This window comes from Actinomyces sp. oral taxon 849 str. F0330 (assembly GCF_000239715.1).
Lineage (GTDB): Bacteria > Actinomycetota > Actinomycetes > Actinomycetales > Actinomycetaceae > Actinomyces > Actinomyces johnsonii.
Window position 1 is genome coordinate 208292 of record NZ_JH470348.1, and the last position, 19423, is coordinate 227714.

General features: G+C 66.5%; 17 protein-coding genes. 4 read left to right on the forward strand and 13 right to left on the reverse strand.

The annotated features are described in order from the left end of the window. A partial coding sequence (locus tag HMPREF0975_RS00915) for a chromosome segregation SMC family protein (RefSeq protein ID WP_009232201.1) occupies positions 1-903 on the reverse strand: 903 nt, incomplete at its 3' end. A 163-nt stretch (positions 904-1066) separates the two neighbouring features. Here HMPREF0975_RS00915 and HMPREF0975_RS00920 point away from each other — a divergent pair. Together HMPREF0975_RS00920 and HMPREF0975_RS00925 are read left to right on the forward strand one after the other, a co-directional pair. Further along, on the forward strand, positions 1067-2035 hold the full coding sequence (locus tag HMPREF0975_RS00920; protein ID WP_009232202.1) for an ABC transporter ATP-binding protein: 969 nt from the start codon (positions 1067-1069) through the stop codon (positions 2033-2035). Beyond that, on the forward strand, positions 2032-3276 hold the full coding sequence (locus HMPREF0975_RS00925) for an ABC transporter permease (protein WP_009232203.1): 1245 nt from the start codon (positions 2032-2034) through the stop codon (positions 3274-3276). Before HMPREF0975_RS00920 ends, HMPREF0975_RS00925 begins: the two co-directional genes overlap by 4 nt. Positions 3277-3366: 90 nt before the next feature. Here HMPREF0975_RS00925 and ndk read toward each other — a convergent pair whose 3' ends face one another. Then, a complete protein-coding gene (gene ndk, locus HMPREF0975_RS00930; protein WP_009232204.1) occupies positions 3367-3816 on the reverse strand; it encodes a nucleoside-diphosphate kinase in 450 nt (149 codons plus the stop codon). An 83-nt stretch (positions 3817-3899) separates the two neighbouring features. After that, a complete protein-coding gene (gene dhaL / locus HMPREF0975_RS00935; protein ID WP_009232205.1) occupies positions 3900-4580 on the reverse strand; it encodes a dihydroxyacetone kinase subunit DhaL in 681 nt (226 codons plus the stop codon). A gap of 371 nt (positions 4581-4951) precedes the next feature. On the opposite strand from dhaL, the gene HMPREF0975_RS00940 reads away from it, so the two are divergent. Next, on the forward strand, positions 4952-5683 hold the full coding sequence (locus HMPREF0975_RS00940) for a UTRA domain-containing protein (RefSeq protein ID WP_009232206.1): 732 nt from the start codon (positions 4952-4954) through the stop codon (positions 5681-5683). Between the two features lie 161 nt (positions 5684-5844). On the opposite strand, the gene HMPREF0975_RS00945 is transcribed toward HMPREF0975_RS00940, so the two are convergent. The 3 genes from HMPREF0975_RS00945 to HMPREF0975_RS00955 all read right to left on the reverse strand — a co-directional run bounded on the left by HMPREF0975_RS00945 (position 5845) and on the right by HMPREF0975_RS00955 (position 11788). Next, positions 5845-7887: a glucose PTS transporter subunit IIA gene (locus HMPREF0975_RS00945; protein WP_009232207.1), complete on the reverse strand. Its 2043-nt coding sequence runs from the start codon at positions 7885-7887 to the stop codon at positions 5845-5847. Between the two features lie 124 nt (positions 7888-8011). Then, positions 8012-9700, reverse strand: a complete 1689-nt coding sequence (locus HMPREF0975_RS00950) for an alpha,alpha-phosphotrehalase (RefSeq protein ID WP_009232208.1) — start codon at positions 9698-9700, stop codon at positions 8012-8014. A gap of 282 nt (positions 9701-9982) precedes the next feature. Beyond that, a complete protein-coding gene (locus HMPREF0975_RS00955) occupies positions 9983-11788 on the reverse strand; it encodes a bifunctional folylpolyglutamate synthase/dihydrofolate synthase (RefSeq protein ID WP_009232209.1) in 1806 nt (601 codons plus the stop codon). Positions 11789-12307: 519 nt separating this feature from the next. Between HMPREF0975_RS00955 and HMPREF0975_RS00960 the strand changes: the two genes are divergently transcribed. Then, positions 12308-13630, forward strand: a complete 1323-nt coding sequence (locus tag HMPREF0975_RS00960; RefSeq protein WP_009232210.1) for a UDP-glucose dehydrogenase family protein — start codon at positions 12308-12310, stop codon at positions 13628-13630. 99 nt (positions 13631-13729) lie between these two features. Here the strand turns inward: HMPREF0975_RS00960 and HMPREF0975_RS00965 are convergent, their stop codons facing one another. The 7 genes from HMPREF0975_RS00965 to HMPREF0975_RS16485 all read right to left on the reverse strand — a co-directional run bounded on the left by HMPREF0975_RS00965 (position 13730) and on the right by HMPREF0975_RS16485 (position 19381). After that, the gene (locus HMPREF0975_RS00965; protein WP_009232211.1) at positions 13730-15157 is read right to left on the reverse strand and encodes a lipopolysaccharide biosynthesis protein; all 1428 of its coding nucleotides are present in this window, start codon (positions 15155-15157) and stop codon (positions 13730-13732) included. Then, a complete protein-coding gene (locus tag HMPREF0975_RS00970) occupies positions 15141-15581 on the reverse strand; it encodes a hypothetical protein (protein ID WP_009232212.1) in 441 nt (146 codons plus the stop codon). The genes HMPREF0975_RS00965 and HMPREF0975_RS00970 overlap by 17 nt, the downstream gene beginning before the upstream one ends. Next, the gene (locus HMPREF0975_RS00975) at positions 15578-15919 is read right to left on the reverse strand and encodes a serine O-acetyltransferase (protein WP_231382031.1); all 342 of its coding nucleotides are present in this window, start codon (positions 15917-15919) and stop codon (positions 15578-15580) included. Before HMPREF0975_RS00975 ends, HMPREF0975_RS00970 begins: the two co-directional genes overlap by 4 nt. Positions 15920-16005: 86 nt before the next feature. Next, positions 16006-17112, reverse strand: coding sequence for an EpsG family protein (locus HMPREF0975_RS00980; protein ID WP_009232214.1), 1107 nt, complete (start codon positions 17110-17112; stop codon positions 16006-16008). A 9-nt stretch (positions 17113-17121) separates the two neighbouring features. Then, a complete protein-coding gene (locus HMPREF0975_RS00985) occupies positions 17122-18273 on the reverse strand; it encodes a glycosyltransferase (protein WP_009232215.1) in 1152 nt (383 codons plus the stop codon). Positions 18274-18337: 64 nt separating this feature from the next. Then, on the reverse strand, positions 18338-19096 hold the full coding sequence (locus HMPREF0975_RS00990) for a glycosyltransferase family 2 protein (protein ID WP_009232216.1): 759 nt from the start codon (positions 19094-19096) through the stop codon (positions 18338-18340). A 30-nt stretch (positions 19097-19126) separates the two neighbouring features. After that, complete coding sequence (locus HMPREF0975_RS16485) at positions 19127-19381, reverse strand: hypothetical protein (RefSeq protein WP_009232217.1); 255 nt, start codon at positions 19379-19381, stop codon at positions 19127-19129. Positions 19382-19423 lie beyond the last annotated feature (42 nt).

Genomic DNA, 19423 nt, shown 5'->3' on the forward strand with positions numbered 1-19423 from the left:
GCCCAGGGACTGGGCGACCTCAGTGAGGTCCTCCCAGATGCTGCCGGCTCGGGCCAGGCGCTGAGCGGAGGTGGTCTCGATGGCGGCCAGCTCGCTCAGGCGGGCTCGGGCGGCTCGCTCGGCCTCCTCGACCAGGCGGCGGCGCCTGGCCAGGGCCTCCTTGTCCTCGTCTCCGGCCTCCAGAAGGGACTGGGCCTGGACGACGTCGTCGGCCAGCAGCCGGGCGGTTGCGTCACGGACCTCGACCTGGATGGTCCGGGCGCGCCGGGCGATGGCGGCCTGCCGGGCCAGGGGACCGAGCTGGCGGCGCAGCTCCTGGGCGAGGTCGGAGACTCGGGCGAGGTCGGCGGCCATGGAGTCGAGCTTGCGCAGAGCGCGTTCCTTGCGCTTGCGGTGCTTGAGGACGCCCGCGGCCTCCTCGATGAAACCGCGGCGGTCGTCAGGGGTGGCGCTCAGGACGGCGTCGAGCTGTCCCTGCCCGACGATGACGTGCATCTGGCGCCCCAGGCCCGTGTCGCTGAGGAGCTCCTGGACATCGAGGAGGCGGCAGGGGGTGCCGTTGATCTGGTACTCCGAGCCGCCACCGCGGAACAGCGTGCGCGAGATGGTGACCTCGGTGTAGTCGATCGGCAGGGCACCGTCGGTGTTGTCGATGGTCAGGGAGACCTCGGCCCGCCCGAGGGCCGGACGGGAGCCGGCGCCCGCGAAGATGACGTCGGCCATGGAGCCGCCGCGCAGGTTCTTGGCGCCCTGCTCCCCCATCACCCAGGTCAGGGCGTCGACGACGTTAGACTTACCTGAGCCGTTGGGGCCGACCACAGCGGTGATGCCGGGCTCCAGGCGGAGGGTGGTTGACGAGGCGAAGGACTTGAATCCCTTGATCGTCAACGTCTTGAGGTGCACGGGTGCCACCCTAACAGCGCGAACGGCTGCGACGACGATAGAAACGACAAAGGGACTTGACATCCTGAGTCAGGACAAGCAGACTTTCCATGTCAAGGGAGCTAGACATGCTGTTCGCACGTCTCCCCATCCGACTCTCGTCTTCGAGACCCAAGGAGCCACGATGCTCACACTGTCCAACCTCTCCAAACGCTTCGGGAGCCTCCAGGCCCTCGACTGCCTCTCCCTATCACTGGCCGGCGGCGAGATCGTCGGCTTCGTCGGCGCCAACGGAGCCGGCAAGTCCACCACGATGCGCATCATCATGGGATCGCTCGCCGCCGACTCGGGCGCCGTGACCTGGAAGGGCGCCCCCGTCGACGCCTCCACACGACGCGCCATCGGATACATGCCCGAGGAACGGGGCCTCTACCCCCGGATGAAGGCGGCCGAGCAGCTCGTCTACCTGGCTCGTCTGCACGGGCTGTCCGCCCCCACGGCCAAGGCGGCGGCAGACCGGTGGACCAAGCGCCTGGGACTCGAGGAGCGCCGGAATGACGAGGTGCAGAGCCTGTCGCTGGGCAACCAGCAGCGCGTCCAGCTGGCCGCCGCCCTCGTGAGCGACCCCGAGCTGCTCATCCTCGATGAACCCTTCTCCGGCCTGGATCCGGTTGCCGTGGACGTCATGAGCCAGGTCCTCCTGGAGCGGGCGTCCGCGGGCGTGCCCACGCTGTTCTCCTCCCACCAGCTCGACGTCGTCGAGCGTCTGTGCGACCGGGTGGTCATCATCCGCTCGGGCAGGCTCGTGGCCGACGGGACGATCCCCGAGCTCCAGGCCACCGAGACACCCCGCTGGCGAGTGGTCGTCGAGCCGCCGCCGGGCGCCGCCCCACCGGAGGCCGGCGCTCTGGACGGACTGGACGATCCGGACGCGCAGATCGATGGCCAGGGCCGCCTGGTCATCACCGCGGCGGGTGGGGATGAGCAAGAGCTGCTGCGCGCCGCGCAGCGACTGGGGACGGTGCGCGAGCTCGGCCCGGTGCGCCACCGGCTCACCGACATCTTCCGGGAGGTCCTCATGGCACCCGCAACTCCCGACGAGACCAACGACCCGACGCAGAAGAAGACGGACAAGAAGGAGGCGCACCGATGAGCGCCCGGACCAGCCCCATCACCCGCCGTCAGGAGATCACTCTGGTCGCCGGCCGCGAGCTCCGCGCACACCTGATGAAGAAGTCCACCATTATCCTGACCCTCGTCCTGCTCATCGCTGCCGTCGGCGGCATCATCGGCGTCAAGCTCTACACCTCCAACCAGAACGAGGGCTACCGGCTCGGCCTTAAGGGCGTCCCGGTCGCTCAGGCCACCGGGTTGGACAAGGTGGTCGCCTCCAACGGGGAGGCCATCGAGGTCGTTGACGTCTCCGGCCGGGAGACGAAGGATGTCCTGGCCGACGACGCCCCCGAGGGCACGCCGCACGTGGACATGGTCCTCGACGTCTCCGGCTCCGCCCCCACCGTCACCGTGGAGAAGTCGGTCGATGACGCGGTCGTCTCCGGAGTCACGGCCTTCCTCCAGCAGGCGGCCCTGGGCCAGCAGATCGCGACGCTGGGCGGGGATCCGGCTCAGGTGGCCTCCCAGCTCAGCGCCGCCAAGCCGGAGGTCACGGTCCTCGACTCCCCCAAGCGCGACGCCGCCGATTTCGGCCCGCGCTACACAATCCTCCTGACGATCGACGTCCTGCTGCTGTTCGCCATCATGGGCGGGGGCCAGTTCATCGCCCAGGGCGTGGTGGAGGAGAAGTCCAGCCGGATCGTGGAGATCCTCCTGGCCTGCGTGCGGCCCAGCTCGCTGCTGGCCGGCAAGATCCTGGGGATCGGCATCGCATCCTTCCTCACCACCGGAGCCGTCGCCGTGGCCGGGGTCGTCACCGCGAAGGCAACCGGCGTCATGCCGAATATCAACCTCAACCTGGACGGCGTGCTCGTGGCGATGCTCGTGTGGCTGATCGTGGGATATGCGATCTTCGCGGTCGCCTTCGGGGCCGCCGCCTCGCTCGTGAGCCGGCAGGAGGACGTCAGCTCGGTGAGCATGCCCCTGGTCATGCTTTCGATGGTCCCCTATGTTCTGAGCTTCTTGATGGCCACCGGGGACGCCAACAGCATGACCTTCCGGGTCCTGGCCTTCCTGCCTCCCTTCGCGCCATTCATGATGCCCGCGCGCCTGGTGCTCGGGGTCTCCTCGTGGACCGAGCAGGTCATCGCCTTGGCGATTGCGCTCGTCTTCCTGCCATTGCTGGTGCGTGCGGCGGCCGCGATCTACACCCGGGCCGTCACCCGCACCGGCGCCCGGGTACCGCTCAAGGAGGTTCTGGGCCGGGCCAAGCAGGCCTGATCGCAGCCTTCGCGCCTACGACGACGGTGCGCCTCCCACCACAGGGAGGCGCACCGTCGTCGTGCGGGCCCAAGGCCGAGGCGGACCAGGTCAGTCGGCCAGCTCAGGGAACCAGATGGCGATCTCACGAGCCGCGGACTCATCACTGTCCGAGCCGTGGACGAGGTTGAGAATGGCGGGGGTCCCCCAGTCGCGGCCCAGGTCGCCGCGGATGGTGCCGGGGGCGGCCGTGGTGGGGTCGGTGGGGCCCATGAGGCTGCGCACGCCCTCGACGACGCGCCGGCCCTCGGCAACCGCTGCCACTACGTTGCCGGAGGTCATGTAGTCCACGACGCCGGGGTAGAAGGGCTTGTCCACGTGCTCGGCGTAGTGCGCGGCGAGGATCTCCTCGGTGGGGGTCAGGATCTTCAAAGCGGTCAGGACGTACCCCTTGGCCTCGATGCGGCGCAGGATCTCGCCGGTCAGGCGGCGCTCAACGGCGTCGGGCTTGATGAGGATGAGGATACGGCCGGTCTGGGACGTGGTGGACGTGCTGGCCATGGAGGCTCCTTGCTGGGTCGGAGGGTGAGGGACCGGATGGACCATAACGGGTCCGGACCCTCCAAGGCCATGACGGCGCCCGTTCAGGCCTGCTCGACCACCATGATCGGCTCTAAGGAGCAGGCGCGAGCGGCATCGAGGGCGGCTTGGAAGATGAGCGCGGAGGACTGGGCGCCGGGGTCGCGGTGCCCGCAGGAGCGCTCCCCCAGGAAGGAGGCACGCCCGCGGCGCGCTTGAAGCGGTTCAGTATCCCGAGCCCCATCGGCGGCGGCCCGGGCGGCGGCCGAGAGGACGCCGACCTCATCCTCTCCGATCTCCGCCGCCTCCCTGGCGGCCACCGTCGCGGGGCGCCAGGCATCGGCCATGGTCTTGTCCCCACTGGTGGCGTGGCCCCTGGCCTCCAGGCCAGAGGTGGCCTCCTCCAGCGCCCGGACCAGGTTCTCCGCTCCCCAGGCGGACGCGTCGGAGGAGCGGGCGGCCCTGAGGAAGGCGGTTCCCAGCAACGGGCCTCCGGCGCCGCCGACCGTGGCCATGAGAGTGGTGGCGACGACCTTGAGGACCCCTCCGGGGGTGGCCGGGAGGTTTCCGGCCTTCTGGGCGGCGTCCAGTTTGGTGACCACGGCCCTCATGCCGCGGTCCAGGTTGTCGCCGTGGTCGGCGTCCCCGATGGCTCGGTCCAGTTCGGTCAACTCTGCACGGTTCTCGGCGATCATTACGGCGGCACGATGGGTCCAGTCGAGGGCCCAGGCGGCATCCAAGGACATGGAGTTCCCTTCTCAGGTCTTGGCAGGTGTTGGTTCCAGGCCTGACCGCCATGCACCCGAGGGTGAAGGACGACCACGCGGCTTTGATCGGGCCCCGCGTGGACCCGATGGGTCCCTGCGCATCCCGGGAACGTCCGTGGGACGCGCCGGAGCAGGCCGACGAGGTGCTCACCGCCCACTCGCATTTCCATCCTCTCACGCACCTGGCCGCCTCGCTCGTTGAGACGGCCGAACGGCCTGCGACCAGCTCGAATGGACGCACCATCACAGATGACGGGGAGACGTCGGACGGCGTGATACTTGTATGCACGAGCCCCGGGCGACGTCCGACGCCCACCGCCCGAGATCCAGAGGAAGAGAGGAGCCTTCCCGTGGCGCAGGCCAAGTACGACCAGATCTTCCAGACCCTGCACGAGCGCATCGAGTCCGGCACCTACCGCTTCCTCGAACTGCTCCCCTCGGAGAACGCCCTGGCCGAGGAGTTCGGCTGCACCCGTAACACGGTGCGCAAGGCGCTGGCACTGCTCGTGACTCAAGGGTACGTCCAGACCATGCAGGGCCGGGGCGTCCAGGTTATCTCCCGGCCGCGGGCGACCTCCACCTTTCTGGTCGGGGGGATCGAGTCGCTTCGGGAAGCGGCTGAGCGCAATCGGATTTCTCTGAGCACCCACATGATCTCGCTGGAGGAGGGCGTCGTCGATGCCGAGACGGCCGAGGCCTCAGGCATGGCCGAGGGCGCCGAGATCATCTGCGTCAAGCGGCTGCGCGTGCTGGATAACGTCCCGCTCATCGTGGACACCAGCTATTTCCTGGCCTCGGTGGTTCCCCGCCTGACCCGGCAGATCGTCGAGTCCTCGGTCTATGCCCATCTGGAGGAGGTCCTGGGGGTGCGGGTGGCCAGCGCGACGCGGCGGATCACGGTGGAGCGGGCCACCGAGGAGGACCAGCGGCTCATCCACCTGGGGGGAATGGATTGCGTCGTCGTGGTCTCCTCGACGACCTTCGACTCGACGGGTGTGCTCTTCGAGTACACGCGCTCGCGCCATTCACCGGTCGACTTCGCCTTCCAGGACACCGCCCACCGGCTGCCGGCAGAGCGCTGAGGCGGGGCCGGCGAGGTGGAGGATGTAGAGCTGTATAGGAGCCGCATAGGCGGGCCGGTGGCCCGGCAGCATCTGAAACGCTGCCGGGCCACCGATCTGTCGGAGGAGGCGAGACGAGCCCATCGGGCGCACCCGGCTGAGCGGTACTGCCCGGATATTGGCTACTTGGCGACGGGCTCGCGGTTGCCAAGGCGTACCTTCTTGACGGTGCGTTCCTTGTCGAAGTCGGCCTGCTTGAAGCCGAAGAAGTAGGTGCACAGGAAGGAGACCAGGAGGGCCGCGGCGCCGGCGATCCAGAAGCCGGTGAAGGAAGAGTCCATGCCATCGGGGTTGACGAAGGACGGGAAGCCGACGAAGCCTCCGGTGAAGCCCCACATGTTGACGTTGAGCAGCCCGGTGAGCAGTCCGCCGACGGCGCCGCCGATCGAGGCGGTGATGAAGATGCGGCCGTACTTGAGGTTGAGACCGTACATGGCCGGTTCGGTCACGCCGCAGAAGGCGGAGATGGTAGCGGGTGCGGCCATGCGCTTGATGCGGGCATCGCGCACCCTGAGCCAGACGGCCAGGGCGCCTCCGCCCTGGGCGATCATGGTGGCCGAGACAATGGCGTTGAGGTGGGAGTAGCCGGGGCTGGCGAGCTCGGAGGAGATGATCGGGATGACCGCCCAGTGCAGGCCGAAGATGACCAGGCACTGGTAGAAGCCACCGATGAGCAGGCCCGCGAGCGTGTAGTTGAAACTCAGGATCGCGTTGATGACAGCGGCAATTCCACCGGAGACGAGCATGACGGCGGGACCGAAGACCAACAGGATGAGGGCGGAGACCACGAAGATCTCGATGAGCGGCCCGAAGATCGGGCGGATGACGGCCGGCAGCGTCTTCTTGAGCCAGGGTTCGATCTTGGAGGCGAGCCAGGCCCCCACGATGATGGGGAAGATCGAGTAGGCGTAGGCGTTGCCGGCGGGCAGGGAGACCGGGATGCCGAAGAAGTCGGAGTTGAAGACGGTGCGTCCCACGGTGATAACGTCGTCGGTGTTCTTGGACATGTCCACCACGGAGGGGTAGCAGAGCACCCCGCCGATGATGGCCACGACGATGGGGTCGGCGCCCAAGCGCTTGGCGGCGGTGAAGCCGATGATGATCGGCAGGAAGAAGAACATCGACGAGCTCATGGCGTCGATGAAGTGGTAGGTGTTGGAGGCCTCGGTGACGACCTCGTACTGCATGAGCAGCGCCAGGAGCCCCTTGAGGATTCCAGAGGCCGCCAGCATGCCCACCACCGGGATCATCGAGCCGGTGATGACGCCGATGAGGGAGGAGAAGCCGAGCTTGACCCAGCCCCACAGGGTGGTGGGCCGCTCGACGAGCTCGACGTCAGCGTCCTGCTCGCCAGCGCCCACGTTGGGCAGCTGGGCGACGACGGCGTCGTAGACGTCGACGACGTCGGGGCCGATGACGACCTGGTACTGGCCGCCGGCCTTGGCCACGTCGATGACGCCGTCGAGATCGGCCACGGCCTCGTCATCGGCCAGGGACTCGTCCTTGAGGTAGAAGCGCACGCGCGTGATGCAGTGCAGGACGGAGCGGACGTTGTCGGGGCCTCCGATGCCAGCGATGATGTCGGCGGCGGTGGCGTCGAAGCCGGTGAGGCCATCGGTGCGCTCTCCATCAGCGCCGCCGACCTCGGCCCCGGTGCCCGCGGCGCCAGTGGATGCCTTGTCCTCCCCCTTGAGAGTGGCGGTGGCGATGGCGGCGCCAGCCTCCGTCTTCCCGGTGGTCACGGACAGGCCGGCCAGGTGGGTGATCGTGTTGGTCAGGACCACGATGGCGGTGGTGGCCTTGCCCGCGGTGCGGACGGCCTCGAGGTCCATGGTGCCCAGGGAATCGCCGGCCTTGACGGCGTCTCCGACCTTGACGCTCAGATCGAAGGGGGCGCCCTCGAGCTCGACGGTGTCGACGCCGAGGTGAAGCAGGACCTCCAGGCCGGACTCGCTCTTGAAGCCGATGGCGTGGCCGGTGCCGGCGACCATGGTGATGGTGGCGTCCACCGGGGAGACTATCGCGCCGTCGTTGGGCTCGACGCCGAGCCCGTCCCCCACGGCTTTGGAGGAGAAGACAGGGTCGGGGACGTCGGCTAGGTCGATGACCGTCCCCGTCACCGGGGAGGCGATGAGGACTTCGGGGCCATGATCTGGTTCGGACATGAAAGATCCCTTTCGGAAGTGCGGGTGGCTACAGCGAGATCGGGGAGGGGCGCTCGGCGGCCCTCCAAGGCGGACGGGACAGGCTGGAGGTAAGGAGAGAGAGGAAACGCGAACCGCTGCCGATTCAGGCGAGCAGGGCGATGGCTTCGTAGGGACGTAGGCGGATCGTTCCCGCTTCGAGGCGGTCGGCGACGGGGGGCAGCTCGTCGCTGCTGCGGATGCGGTCGTTGCCGTCGTAGTTGCCGATGAGGATGCGGGCGGAGGCGAAGGCCTCCGGGACGGGTACCTCGGTGTCGTGGCCGCGGAAGCTGCACAGGACCATCAGACGGCTGTCGTCGTGCTCGCGGGTGTAGGCCAGGACGTCCTCGTGTTCCATGAGGTAGGGGGCGTAGGCGCCGCGGGAGATGATGGGCAACTCCTTGCGCAGAGCGATGAGGCGCCGGTAGTAGGGCAGGATCCGCCCCTGCGCCTCCTCGCGCTCGACGTTGACGGTCTGCTGGTTGGTGGGCCGCAGCCAGGGCGTCCCACTGGTGAATCCGGCGCCGGGGGCCTCGGCGCTCCACTGCATGGGGGTACGGGCGTTGTCGCGGGCCTTGGAATGGACGATGGCGAAGGCTTCTTGGGCGCCCATGCCGCCTGCCGTCAGCTCGTTGTAGGCGTTGCGGGCCTCGACGTCGACGTAGTCCTCGATGGACGAGTAGGCGGGGTCGGTCATGCCGATCTCCTCACCCATGTAGACATAAGGCGTTCCGCGCAGCAAGTGGATGACGGTGGCGAGCATGGTCGCGGACTCGGCGTGGTAGTGCTCGGGGTCGGCGAAGCGGTCGATGGCGCGGGGCTGGTCGTGGTTATTCCAGAACAGGGCGTTCCAGCCGCCGCCAGCCTGCATGCCGGTGGCCCACTCATCGATGATGCGTTTGAGGGCTGCGAAGTCGTAGGGGATGCGGGTCCACTTGGCGCCGTCGGCGTAGTCGACCTTGAGGTGGTGGAAGCTGAAGACCATGCTCAGCTCGCCATTGGCCGGGTTGGAGTAGCCCGCGCAGGCCTCCACCGTGGTCGAGGACATCTCGCCGACCGTCATCGCCTCGGGGTCCTGGCCGAAGCTGGCTGCGCAGAGCTCGCGCAGGTAGTCGTGGACGAGGGGGCCGTCAGTGTACATGCGGCGGTCGTCGGTGCCGGTGGGCGCGTCCTGAAGCGGCAGTGGCTTGCCGATGACGTTGATGACGTCGAAGCGGAAGTCCTTGACTCCCTTGGCGCGCCAGAAGTTGACGACCCCGGCGGCCTCGGCGCGCACGGCCGGGTTGTGCCAGTTGAGGTCGGCCTGGGTACGGTCGTAGAGGCACAGGTAGTACAGGCCAGTGTCTCCGAAGGGCGCCCAGGCGGGGCCGCCGAACTTGGAGACCCAGTTGGTGGGCAGCGAGCCGTCCTCCTTGGGGGGCAGCAGGTAGTAGTAGTCCTGGTAGACGGGATCGCCGGCCAGGGCCCGCTGGAACCATTTGTGCTCGGTGGAGGTGTGGTTGAGGACCATGTCCAGCATGACGCAGATACCGTGCTCGCCCAGGGCGGCGACGAGCTCATCGAAGTCCTCCATGGTTCCCATGGCCGGGTCGATGGCGCAGTAGTCGGAGACGTCGTAGCCGTTGTCCCTGCCCGGTGAGGGGAAGAAGGGGTTGAACCAGACGTGGTCCACTCCCAGGGAAGCGATGTAGTCGACCTTCTCGATGATGCCGCGCAGGTCGCCCACGCCATCGCCGGAGGAGTCGCGAAAGGACTTGGGATAGATCTGGTAGACGACACTGTCCGTCAATGACATGCGGGGCTCCTGAGGGACGCGGGTTGGAGCCGGAGGAATCACCCTCCGAACAACTTGTGCACACAAGTATGCACTTGTGTGCACAAGTCTTCCACCTTGATTCTTGTGTTCTGTCACACAGATGTCGTTCATCCCTCAAACGGCGCGAAACGAGTCCGGGAGGTTCGGCCATCATGACGATGGCCGAACCTCCCGGGTCGAGGAGGAACGCGATCGGCGACTACCGGCGACGCCGGTAGGGCCACTCGCGAACCGGAGAAGACAATCCCCGGAGACGCAGTGTCAGGGCCTGCCGAACAGGGCACGGGCCTCAGCGGCCAGGACCACGGAGCCGAGGATGAGGATTCCCGAGGCGGTCAGCGGGGTGTCGTAGCCCTCGGACAGAGCCACGGCCTGCCCCACACCCTCGCCGAGCTGCCGGCTCACCACGACGCGGTCGGCGCCGTAAACCTCCCGGGCGACCTCGCCCAGGTCGTCGACGTCCATCGCCCGGGGCGAGTCGACCGGGACGCACACGACGGCGTCGGTCACCGGCTCCAGAGCCGCCAGAATCCCCTCGGCGTCCTTGTCCGCCATAACGCCCAGGACCACCACGAGGTGCTGGAAGCCAAAGGCCTCCTCGATGGCGCCGGCGAGGGCCTCGACGCCGTGGGGGTTGTGGGCGGCGTCAACCAGGACCGTGGGCGAGGAGCGCAGAACCTCCAGGCGACCGGGGCTGGTGACCGAGGCGAAGCCGTCCTCGACGATACGCGCGGGCAGCCGACGCCCGCCGTGTATCGCCTCGGCGGCCGCCAGGGCCAGCAGAGCGTTGTGGGCCTGATAATCCCCGTACAGCGGAACGAAGGCGTCCTCGTAGACAGCCGCCGCGGTGGCAAAGGTGACCATCTGGCCGCCGACGGCGAGCTGGCGGTCGAGAACCTGCAGGACGCCGGCCTCCGGCGAGGTGGGATCCTCCTCCGGGTCCCGCTCCCGGCGCACAATGGCCCGGTGCGAGGCCGCCGCCTGCTCAATCTCGGCAGCGGCGTCGGGGACCTGATGGGCGACGATGACGGTGGAGCCGTCCTTGATGACGCCCGCCTTCTCGTGAGCGATCTCGGTGATCGAGGAGCCCAGCCAGCGCTCATGGTCACGCCCGATCGGGGTGATGACGGCGACATCGGAGCCGATGACGTTCGTGGCATCCCAGCGCCCACCCAGGCCCACCTCGATGACGGCAACATCGACGGGATAGTCGGCGAAGGCAGCCAGAGCCATGACGGCCAGGACCTCGAAGAAGGACAGGCGCGGCCCGCCGGCGGCCTGGGAGCGCTCGTCGACCATGGCGATGTAAGGAGCCACGTCCTCCCAGGCGGCGATGAAGCCCTTCTCACTGATCGGCTCGCCGTCGAGGCTGATGCGCTCGCGGATGGTGGCCAGATGCGGGGAGGTGAAGCGGCCGGTGCGCATGCCGCCTGCGGCCAGAAGGCGCTCGGTCATACGGGCGGTGGAGGTCTTGCCGTTGGTGCCGGTGATATGGACGGTGCGATAGGTGCGTTCGGGGTTGCCCAGGATGTCGAGGACGGCCTCGACGCGATCCAGGGAGGGCTGGACCTGGTGCTCGGGGGCGCGCGCGAGAATCTCGGCCTCGACCTCGCGCATGCGGGCGGAGACCTCGACAGCGCGCGCGGCGGCCTCCAGGTCGCGCAGGTGGTCGCCCTCGGGGTTGTCGGGGAGCTGGGGCTCCCAGGAGTCCCAGTCGTCGGAGTCATCGGCATCGGCCTCGGCGAGGAGCTCCTCAAGGCGGTCGGTGTCGCCGCCGGGGATCATGTTGGCCGCAACGAGCTCGCGCAGAGCCTCAAGGTCCTCACGGTCCCGAGCCTCGTCGTCGGCATCCTGCTGAGAACCGACCTCCTGGAGATCGGAGACGGAGACGGTCAGACTCTCGCCCTCGCCACCGGGAGCACCCACGGCCTCCAGATAGGGCAGGAGCTCGGGATCGACGCCGGTCTCACCGAAGACGGCGTCGACAACCTCCTCCCCCGTAGCGCCCTCGGGGATGCCGAAGGCGGCGCCGGGACTGGTCTGCTTGGAGTCGTCGTCTGCGGGCACTGTGCCTTCCTTTGCTCGACATGGCGGGTTGGACAGAGCTCTCTCAAGCACTCCCGCCCCGCCCTAATCTAGCCGAGGCAGTGGAGCCGCCCGCGCCAGCCCCCGCACCTGCCGGCCCGGGCCCGACCAAATGGACTCATGCCCCACCGCACTCTCCAGCAGCAGACGCTCCACACCCCCAGACTCCGGTACCCCGAACGATCACGGAAACGCACACTTCAGCAGCATGTGAAACCACCGAGGCAAAACCTCTCCTCCATCACGATGACTGGCAGGAAAGTCGCTCGAGTGCAACCTCGTACGGCGAGGCTCGAACATACGAACAACAATTTCGTTTTGAATCTTCTTTCCGAGGTACCAGCATATCCCACCACCTCCATCAATATGAGCCACATGATTGTTGAATCAAAATTCGATGATTACATCCTAATACTTGGTGAAATGTTTGAGGAATTCACCAGGGAACCTTATGGGTATAGGGGTAGACATACCCCCCACATACCTGTCTAGGCTTTCGCCATGCGTTTGTCAGTGATTGGTTGCGGATATCTCGGTGCTGTTCATGCTGCGTCAATGGCGGAGCTCGGACATGATGTGGTGGGTGTGGACGTCGACGCCCACAAGGTGGAGTTGCTGAGCCGCGGTCGTGCCCCATTCTTCGAACCCGACCTGGAGGGGCTGCTGGCTCGCAACGTGGAGGCCGGACGTCTAACCTTCACTCAGGACTTCTCCGCCATTGAAGGCGCCCAGGTCCATTTCATTGGGGTGGGTACTCCGCAGTCCGAGTCGGGGGCCGCGGATATGACCTATGTCGATGCGGCGATCGCCTCCATGCTCCCGCACCTGGGGCACTGCGCCGATGGCCCTGAGGTTGTCGCAGGCAAGTCCACGGTGCCCGTTGGCACAGCTTCCCGCCTGGCTCAGGCGATCGAGCCGACGGGAGCTCTGCTGGTGTGGAATCCGGAGTTCTTGAGGGAGGGCTTCGCCGTGCAGGACACCCTGCGGCCGGACCGCATGGTCTATGGTCTGCCGGCCGATCCCGGAGCCGCGGCGGGAGCACAGGAGGTGATGGACGCGGTCTATGAGCAGATCCTGACTTCCGGCGCCCCGCGCCTCGTCATGGACTATGCGACGGCCGAACTGGTCAAGATCAGTGCGAACGCGTTCCTGGCTACGAAGATCTCCTTCATCAACGCCATGGCCCAGGTCTGCGACGCGGCGGGGGCCAATGTAACAGCTCTCGCCCAGGCGATCGGCATGGACGATCGTATCGGCCGTCGTTTCCTGCGCGCCGGCATCGGGTTCGGCGGAGGCTGCCTGCCCAAGGACATTCGAGCCTTCCAGGCCCGGGCGCACGAACTCGGCGTCGGTGATGCCCTGGCTTTCCTCGCGGAGGTCGATCGGGTGAACGACACCATGCGCGCCAGTGTCATCCGTACGGTAAGAGCCCTGCTTGGCGACCGCCTGTCCGGAGCCACGGTGACGGTGCTCGGGGCGGCTTTCAAACCGGACAGCGACGACATGCGCAACTCCCCCGCCCTGGATCTAGCCGTGGAGCTGGCGGGCACGGCCGAGCGGGTAGTCGTGCACGACCCTGCCGCAGGTCCGATCCTCACCGAGCGGAAGGATCGTCCCTACGAGGTCGCGTCTTCCACGCAGTCGGCTCTGGAAGGGGCCGACCTGGTCATCATCGGTACGGAGTGGCGCGAGTACCGGGATCTCGACCCCGTCCGGGCGGCGGACCTGGCGCGCACCCGCTACGTGATCGACGGACGCAACTGCCTGGATGCCCAGGCGTGGAAAGCGGCCGGCTGGACCTACCGCGGTATCGGGCGGCGGTGAGCGGGCCAACAGCACCGGCGCCCTCAGCGGGCCGACAGCGCTCTTCGGCGCCTGGACGGCCCGCGACGGCGCCGGACGTGCAGACCGGGCCGAACCGGCTCAATGCCGCCCGCCCCGGTGAGCAATGCACTGCACGGCCGCCCGGGCGCCGCCGATCAGGACCGTCATATCGCTGGTCGCCAGCATCACCATGCAGATCCACACCGCAACGGTCAGCCACACACCGCCGTCGAAGGACATGAACACAGCTATGCTGCTGAGCAGCACGAGCTGGTAGGTGAGGCGAGGGCGGTCTATTGGCAGGGCGATGCGACGTCTGAGGTCACGTGTCCGCACCACCAGAACGAGGGCGTAGGCCACTGCCCCGGCCAGTCCGGCACCCCAGGGTCCCATGAATGGCACGAGAATCACGCCGAGCACGACGTTGACCACCGCTCCCATCATGGTGGAGACCATGAGAACACCGCTGTTCTTCAAGGCCTGATAGAAGCTCTCGAAGAAGATACTGATGACCCCGAAGGATGCGACCAGCATGAGCAGGGGAACATAGCGCCAGCCCTCCGAGAACTCAGCCTGGAGCATCAGTTGAGAGATCGGGCGGTTCAGGGCGATGACCAGCCCTGCGGTCGACAGGGTCGCCAGGGAATAGCCCCTCAGCACGGCGCCGAAGAAGGCTCCTCGGTCAGGTGAGTTGATCTCGCGGGCGGTCGAGTACTGCCATGCCTGCTGGAACACGGAGGCGACAATGTTGACCAGCGCGGGCATCTTGCTCGCCGCCGTGAAGAGCCCGGCGGCCACGACTCCACTGTGCCATAGGACCACGTAACGTCCCGAGACGCTGACGAGCCACCATGACAGCAGATTGGGCACGAGCGGCAGGCTGTAGACAAGCATCCGGCGCAGCAGCACACGATTGACTCGGAAGGGAACCAGCAGCCGGTACTCGGCCGACCCCAGGAACGCAGCGAGGCCACCTACGAGGTAACCGATGGTGAAGGACCACAGATAGCCTTCAATGCCCGCATGCGCGCGAAACAGGAGCAGGTAGGTGGAGACAACCATGGCCAGTGCGTTCATCAGGCCGTAGGCCACGAAGCGGCGCACGTGTCCCAGCCCGCGGGCGAGCTGGGTCGTGGCCTTGAAGACGCACACCGAGCAGAACAGGACGAAGAAGGACGCCGCATGCTCCATACCCCACACAGTGCTGGCCAGGGAGCACAACACCCCGGTGCCCACGATGCCGCCGCCCAGGACCAGTAGGGAGTTGGCGAACAGCTCGTCCTTGGGAACGTCGTCGTCGATCGAGAAACGATAGAGGGCCTCAACCACGCCCAGGGAGAGCAGCGGCAGCACGATCTCAATGGCGCTGTTGAGCAGCTCAGCCGTCCCGTACTCGCCGGCCCTCAGAGCGGTCGTGTACAGAGGCATGAGCACCAGGGAGACCGCCTTGACCGCCAGACCCCCCAAGGCGAAGACGAGGGTGTTGCCCAACAGGAATGTGATGCGGCTCTTATGGTTTGCCAACACCGAACCGGACCTTCCGCGTCTCGATGGGGTCGAAGTTCAGGCCATGAATCCCCGTTGCCCAGGAGGACTCGACCAGGTCGGCCAGGTAAGTCTCGATGGGGTCGCGCTCCACCAGCGGCAATGAGTGGTCCTTTCCCATCTCCCGCGCCCGGTAGTCGGTGGCCACATCGTTGGCGCGTCGCCGCCGCTGCAGGGCGAAGATGCGATTGACTCCCCGGGAGACGTCCACGGACTTATGCATGCCGAGCTTGCATCTCTGCAGCGCGCAATGCAGAGGCGGGAACGCCGGGGTGTGCTTACCCGGCCGCATGATATAGGTGCCGCGGAACAGCCCCGGCCAGTTTCGCTCGATCGAGCGGTTGATGATCTCATCTCCCAGTTTGAGCCAGCCGACTGAGGTGCCCAGCGGCAGGACCCACTTCATACGACCTTCTCCTTGATGATCCTGGCCGGGACTCCAGCGACCGTCGCGCCGGCGGGGACGTCGTGGAGCACGACGGCGCCCGCCCCGATCATCGCACCGTCCCCAATGCTGATCGGCCCAAGAACCGTCGCTCCGCAGCCCACGACCACGTCCCGCCCCAACATGGGAACCGTCTCGATGCCCTTGCGACCACCGATGGTCACCCCGTGCCCGATATGGCACCCCGGACCGATCACAGCGTGGGGGTGGATCACGACGCCCAGGGCGTGGTGCGGGAACTTGGTGTTCTCACCGATACGGGCGGCATAGGGAACGTCGCAGGCGAACAGCACGCGCATGGCGCCGCGGACAAAATACGCTGCGGGAGCGAGACGATGGCGCGAAAGCCACCGGGCGGCCAAGTATGAGACGTAGACAGGATCCATTACGGGAGCCCTTCCTCGAGGAACGTGCGGTAGGGGAACAGGTGGTACCACTCGGGGCGGTACAGGAAGAAGGTCGTGGTGGCCGCAAAAGCGATGACGACGAGCAGGGCGCTGACGTAGGAGTTCTCGGGTCTCTCACCACGCGCCGCAAGGTTGGCCAGTCCGACGGCGAAGGGCAGGGTCAGGTACATCTCGAGACGGTCCAGGAGGTTGAATCCAAGCGCGATCACCACCATGGCGACGTCCGCTACCGCTAGGGCTAGGAGGTTGCGGGTGCGTCCGGAGCGGTCGGCCTCCACCGCGGCGTTCCAGCCGCAGGTCGCCGCCAGAAGCATGAGGAGGATGCGGACGGCAACAAGGAGAACGGTCGCGGATCGAACTCCCCCATCGGCGTAGTCGGAATTCTGGTAGTGACCGTAGTAGGCGGAGGTCGCCGCGAGGGAGTTCATCACCCAGCTGAGTGAAAACATGCTGGCACCGATGAGCGTTCCCCACTTGAACCAGTCCCCGAAGGTGCTTAGCCTCATGACTGGCACGAGGTAGACAATGAGCAACAGCACAGCGCTCATATGGAACTGAGTGGCGAGCGCGATGAGCAGGACGTAGCGCAGCAGCCTGCGCTCCATGACGGCGGGCACTGCCAGCAGGAAGATCGCCACTGCGATGCCCTGGCGCACAGCGAGCATGAGGTCGTAGAAGACGGACATGCCGAAAGCGAAGAGAACCGCCAGGGAGTAGCTGGCGGCATACCGCTTGATGAACAGGACCGCCGAGCCGTAGACGAAGACCGAGATGAGGAGCAGCAGAACGTTGAAGTTCTGCGTGATGCGGCTGACGAGATAGTTGAGGATGGCGTAGCCGTATTCGAAGCGGCTGACGGTGAAAGCCTCCTGGAGGGAGTTGCTCGCCTTGATCGCCTCGAAGACGCGGTGGTACTCGATCGTGTCGTTGCCGACGCTGACGGCTCGCAACGAGGAGAAGGCCACGAAGGCTACGAAGGTCACCCCTAGGAGGGCGGGCGAACCGCGCCGGCCGACGTTGCCCGGTAGTCCCGCCAGGGCTGCGGGCAGGAGGAGCGCAGCGAACAGCGCGAAGTGGATCCACATACTCCCGCGTCACCGTTCCGCCAAGGCTCGGTACCGGCGCACGAGGCGGTCGGCCTCACGCGTAATGTCGAAGCCTGCGGTGCGCGTCAGGGTTGCGCCCTGGACCCGGCGTCCCAGGTCCCGGCCCTGGTCAATCGCTTGTGCCACCCGGGTGGCCCACCGACTCAGCGAAGCCTCCAACGGCAGGAACTCGCAGTCCCCGATCGCGACCTCGTCGGGCACGCGGTCCGAGCAGATCATGGGTAGACCCGCGCACTGGGCCTCGACTCCCACCATGGGCAGCCCCTCGAAGAACGAGGGCAGGACCAGCGCATCCATGGCCTGGTAGAGGTCAGGAACGTCCTTGCGGTCCCCCAGGAACAGGACGCGGTCGGCCAGTCCTCCCTCAGCCGCGCGTCCCTCAATCCCCGGGCGCAGAGCCCCGTCTCCGATGAGCATGAGTCGCACCCCGGGTCTGAGACGGAGCAGCTCGCTGAAGACGTCAAGAAGGAACCGATGGTTCTTCTCCTCACTGAAGCGCCCCACATGCCCCACTACTGAGCCATCCCCCAGACCGAGCGCACGCCGGGTCTTGACGCGGGCCTGGCGATCGAAACGGTAAGTGCCCACGTCGATGGCGTTGGGGAGCACCTCGAAACGGCTACGGCGGAACATGAACTCACCGGCCGCGTGCGAGCATGCCAGGCGAACATCCGAGTAGGCGCCGATATTGCGGCACACGAGCCAGTTGCGCACGCTCTTAAGACGGGAGTCGGAGTAGGCGGTCGAGTGGGCGTGGACAGCGAAGGAACGCACGCCACCCCGGTGCGCCACCGGATAGAGGAAGCGCGACAGGATGGGATCATGCAGGTGCGCTACGGGGTACTGACCCGCGTGCTGCTCCAGCAGCTGTCCCAGTGCCGAGCGGATCCGCCCGATCCTGCCGTGGCCGTTCATGACGTAGCAGCGCCCGCCCAGTGACTCGATCTCCGCACGGTGGGTCTCATCAGGCGTTGCGTAACAGAAGAAGTCGAAGACGATCTGAGAGCGGTCCACATGCCTGAAGTAATTCATGAGCACGCTCATGACTCCAGAGCGCCGAGAGATAGATGAGTTGATCTGCAGGATTCTCAGGGGCCCGCCCCCGGAGTTCTGTGGGGTCGATAACTGTTCCTGGCTCACTGACAGTCTCCCTCCATTGACCCCGGCGCGGCCGGGGAACTAAATGTTCTGCTAACGCTTTTCCTCATTTCACTTTGAGGGTCTTGATGAGGACCCACACGCCGATGTGGAAGACGGAACGGGGGACGCTGAGATGCTCAATATCGCGGTAGAGCATCCAGTGGTACTTGATCAGGCTTCGTTTGTTCGCTGACACCGACCCCGAGCGAAGCCGGTACCTCATGAGGACCACCGGCATGCCCCAGATGTAGCGCTCAGTGCGGAGCATGCGCAGCCACAGAGCGTCGTCGTTGCGCTTCCTGATATTCGGCACCTCGAACTTCCCCAGGCGCGCCACGTCATACATGACCGTCGAGTTCCCCACCGGGCAGTCCAGGAGCAGACGGTTGTAGCTGGTCCTGGCCGGACTGCGCACGATCTTTCCGGTGGGCGTGCCCTGCTCGTCGATCTGAGCGTAAGCCGTGCAGGACATGGTGATGCCGCGCGAGGTCATGAAGTCGATCTGGCGCCTGAGCTTGTCGGGGTGCCACAGGTCGTCAGAGTCGAGGAAGGCCATGTACCGCCCCCGGGCCAGTTCCATCGCCCGGTTGCGAGCCATGGCGGCTCCGCTGTTGGTCTCCAGGCGCACGTACCGGATTCGGGGGTCACCCTCGGCCAGGGCCCCCACGACCTCGGAGGTATCGTCGGTCGAGCAGTCGTCGACCACGAGCAGCTCCCAGTTGGGATACGTCTGTTCCTGGACCGTGGCGATAGTCTCGGCGATGAAGGCGCCGCAGTTGTACGTCGGCATGATGATGGACACCAGCTGAGGGTCTGTTGTCATCGCTGTTCCTTCTTATCGTGGCTTTACGTCTCACCTGGCAACCGCCAGCACCGTCCGGCAGGCGAGCCGCAGATCGCGTCCGATGCTGAAGTCCTGGACGTCGCGCAGATTGAGACGCATCTTGGCGGGCAGGACCTGCGTGAGATACGCGTCCTGACCCGGCGGAGCGGCCGCCAGGATCTGGGCTTCGTCCTTGAACTCGATGGAGGCCGTGGAGGTGACCCCTGCCGGCAGCAGCAGCGTGGCCCGCATACGCGGGGCGTACTGGCGGACGTACTCGGGCACCTCCGGCCTCGGTCCCCACGAAGGTCATGGTTCCGCGCAGGA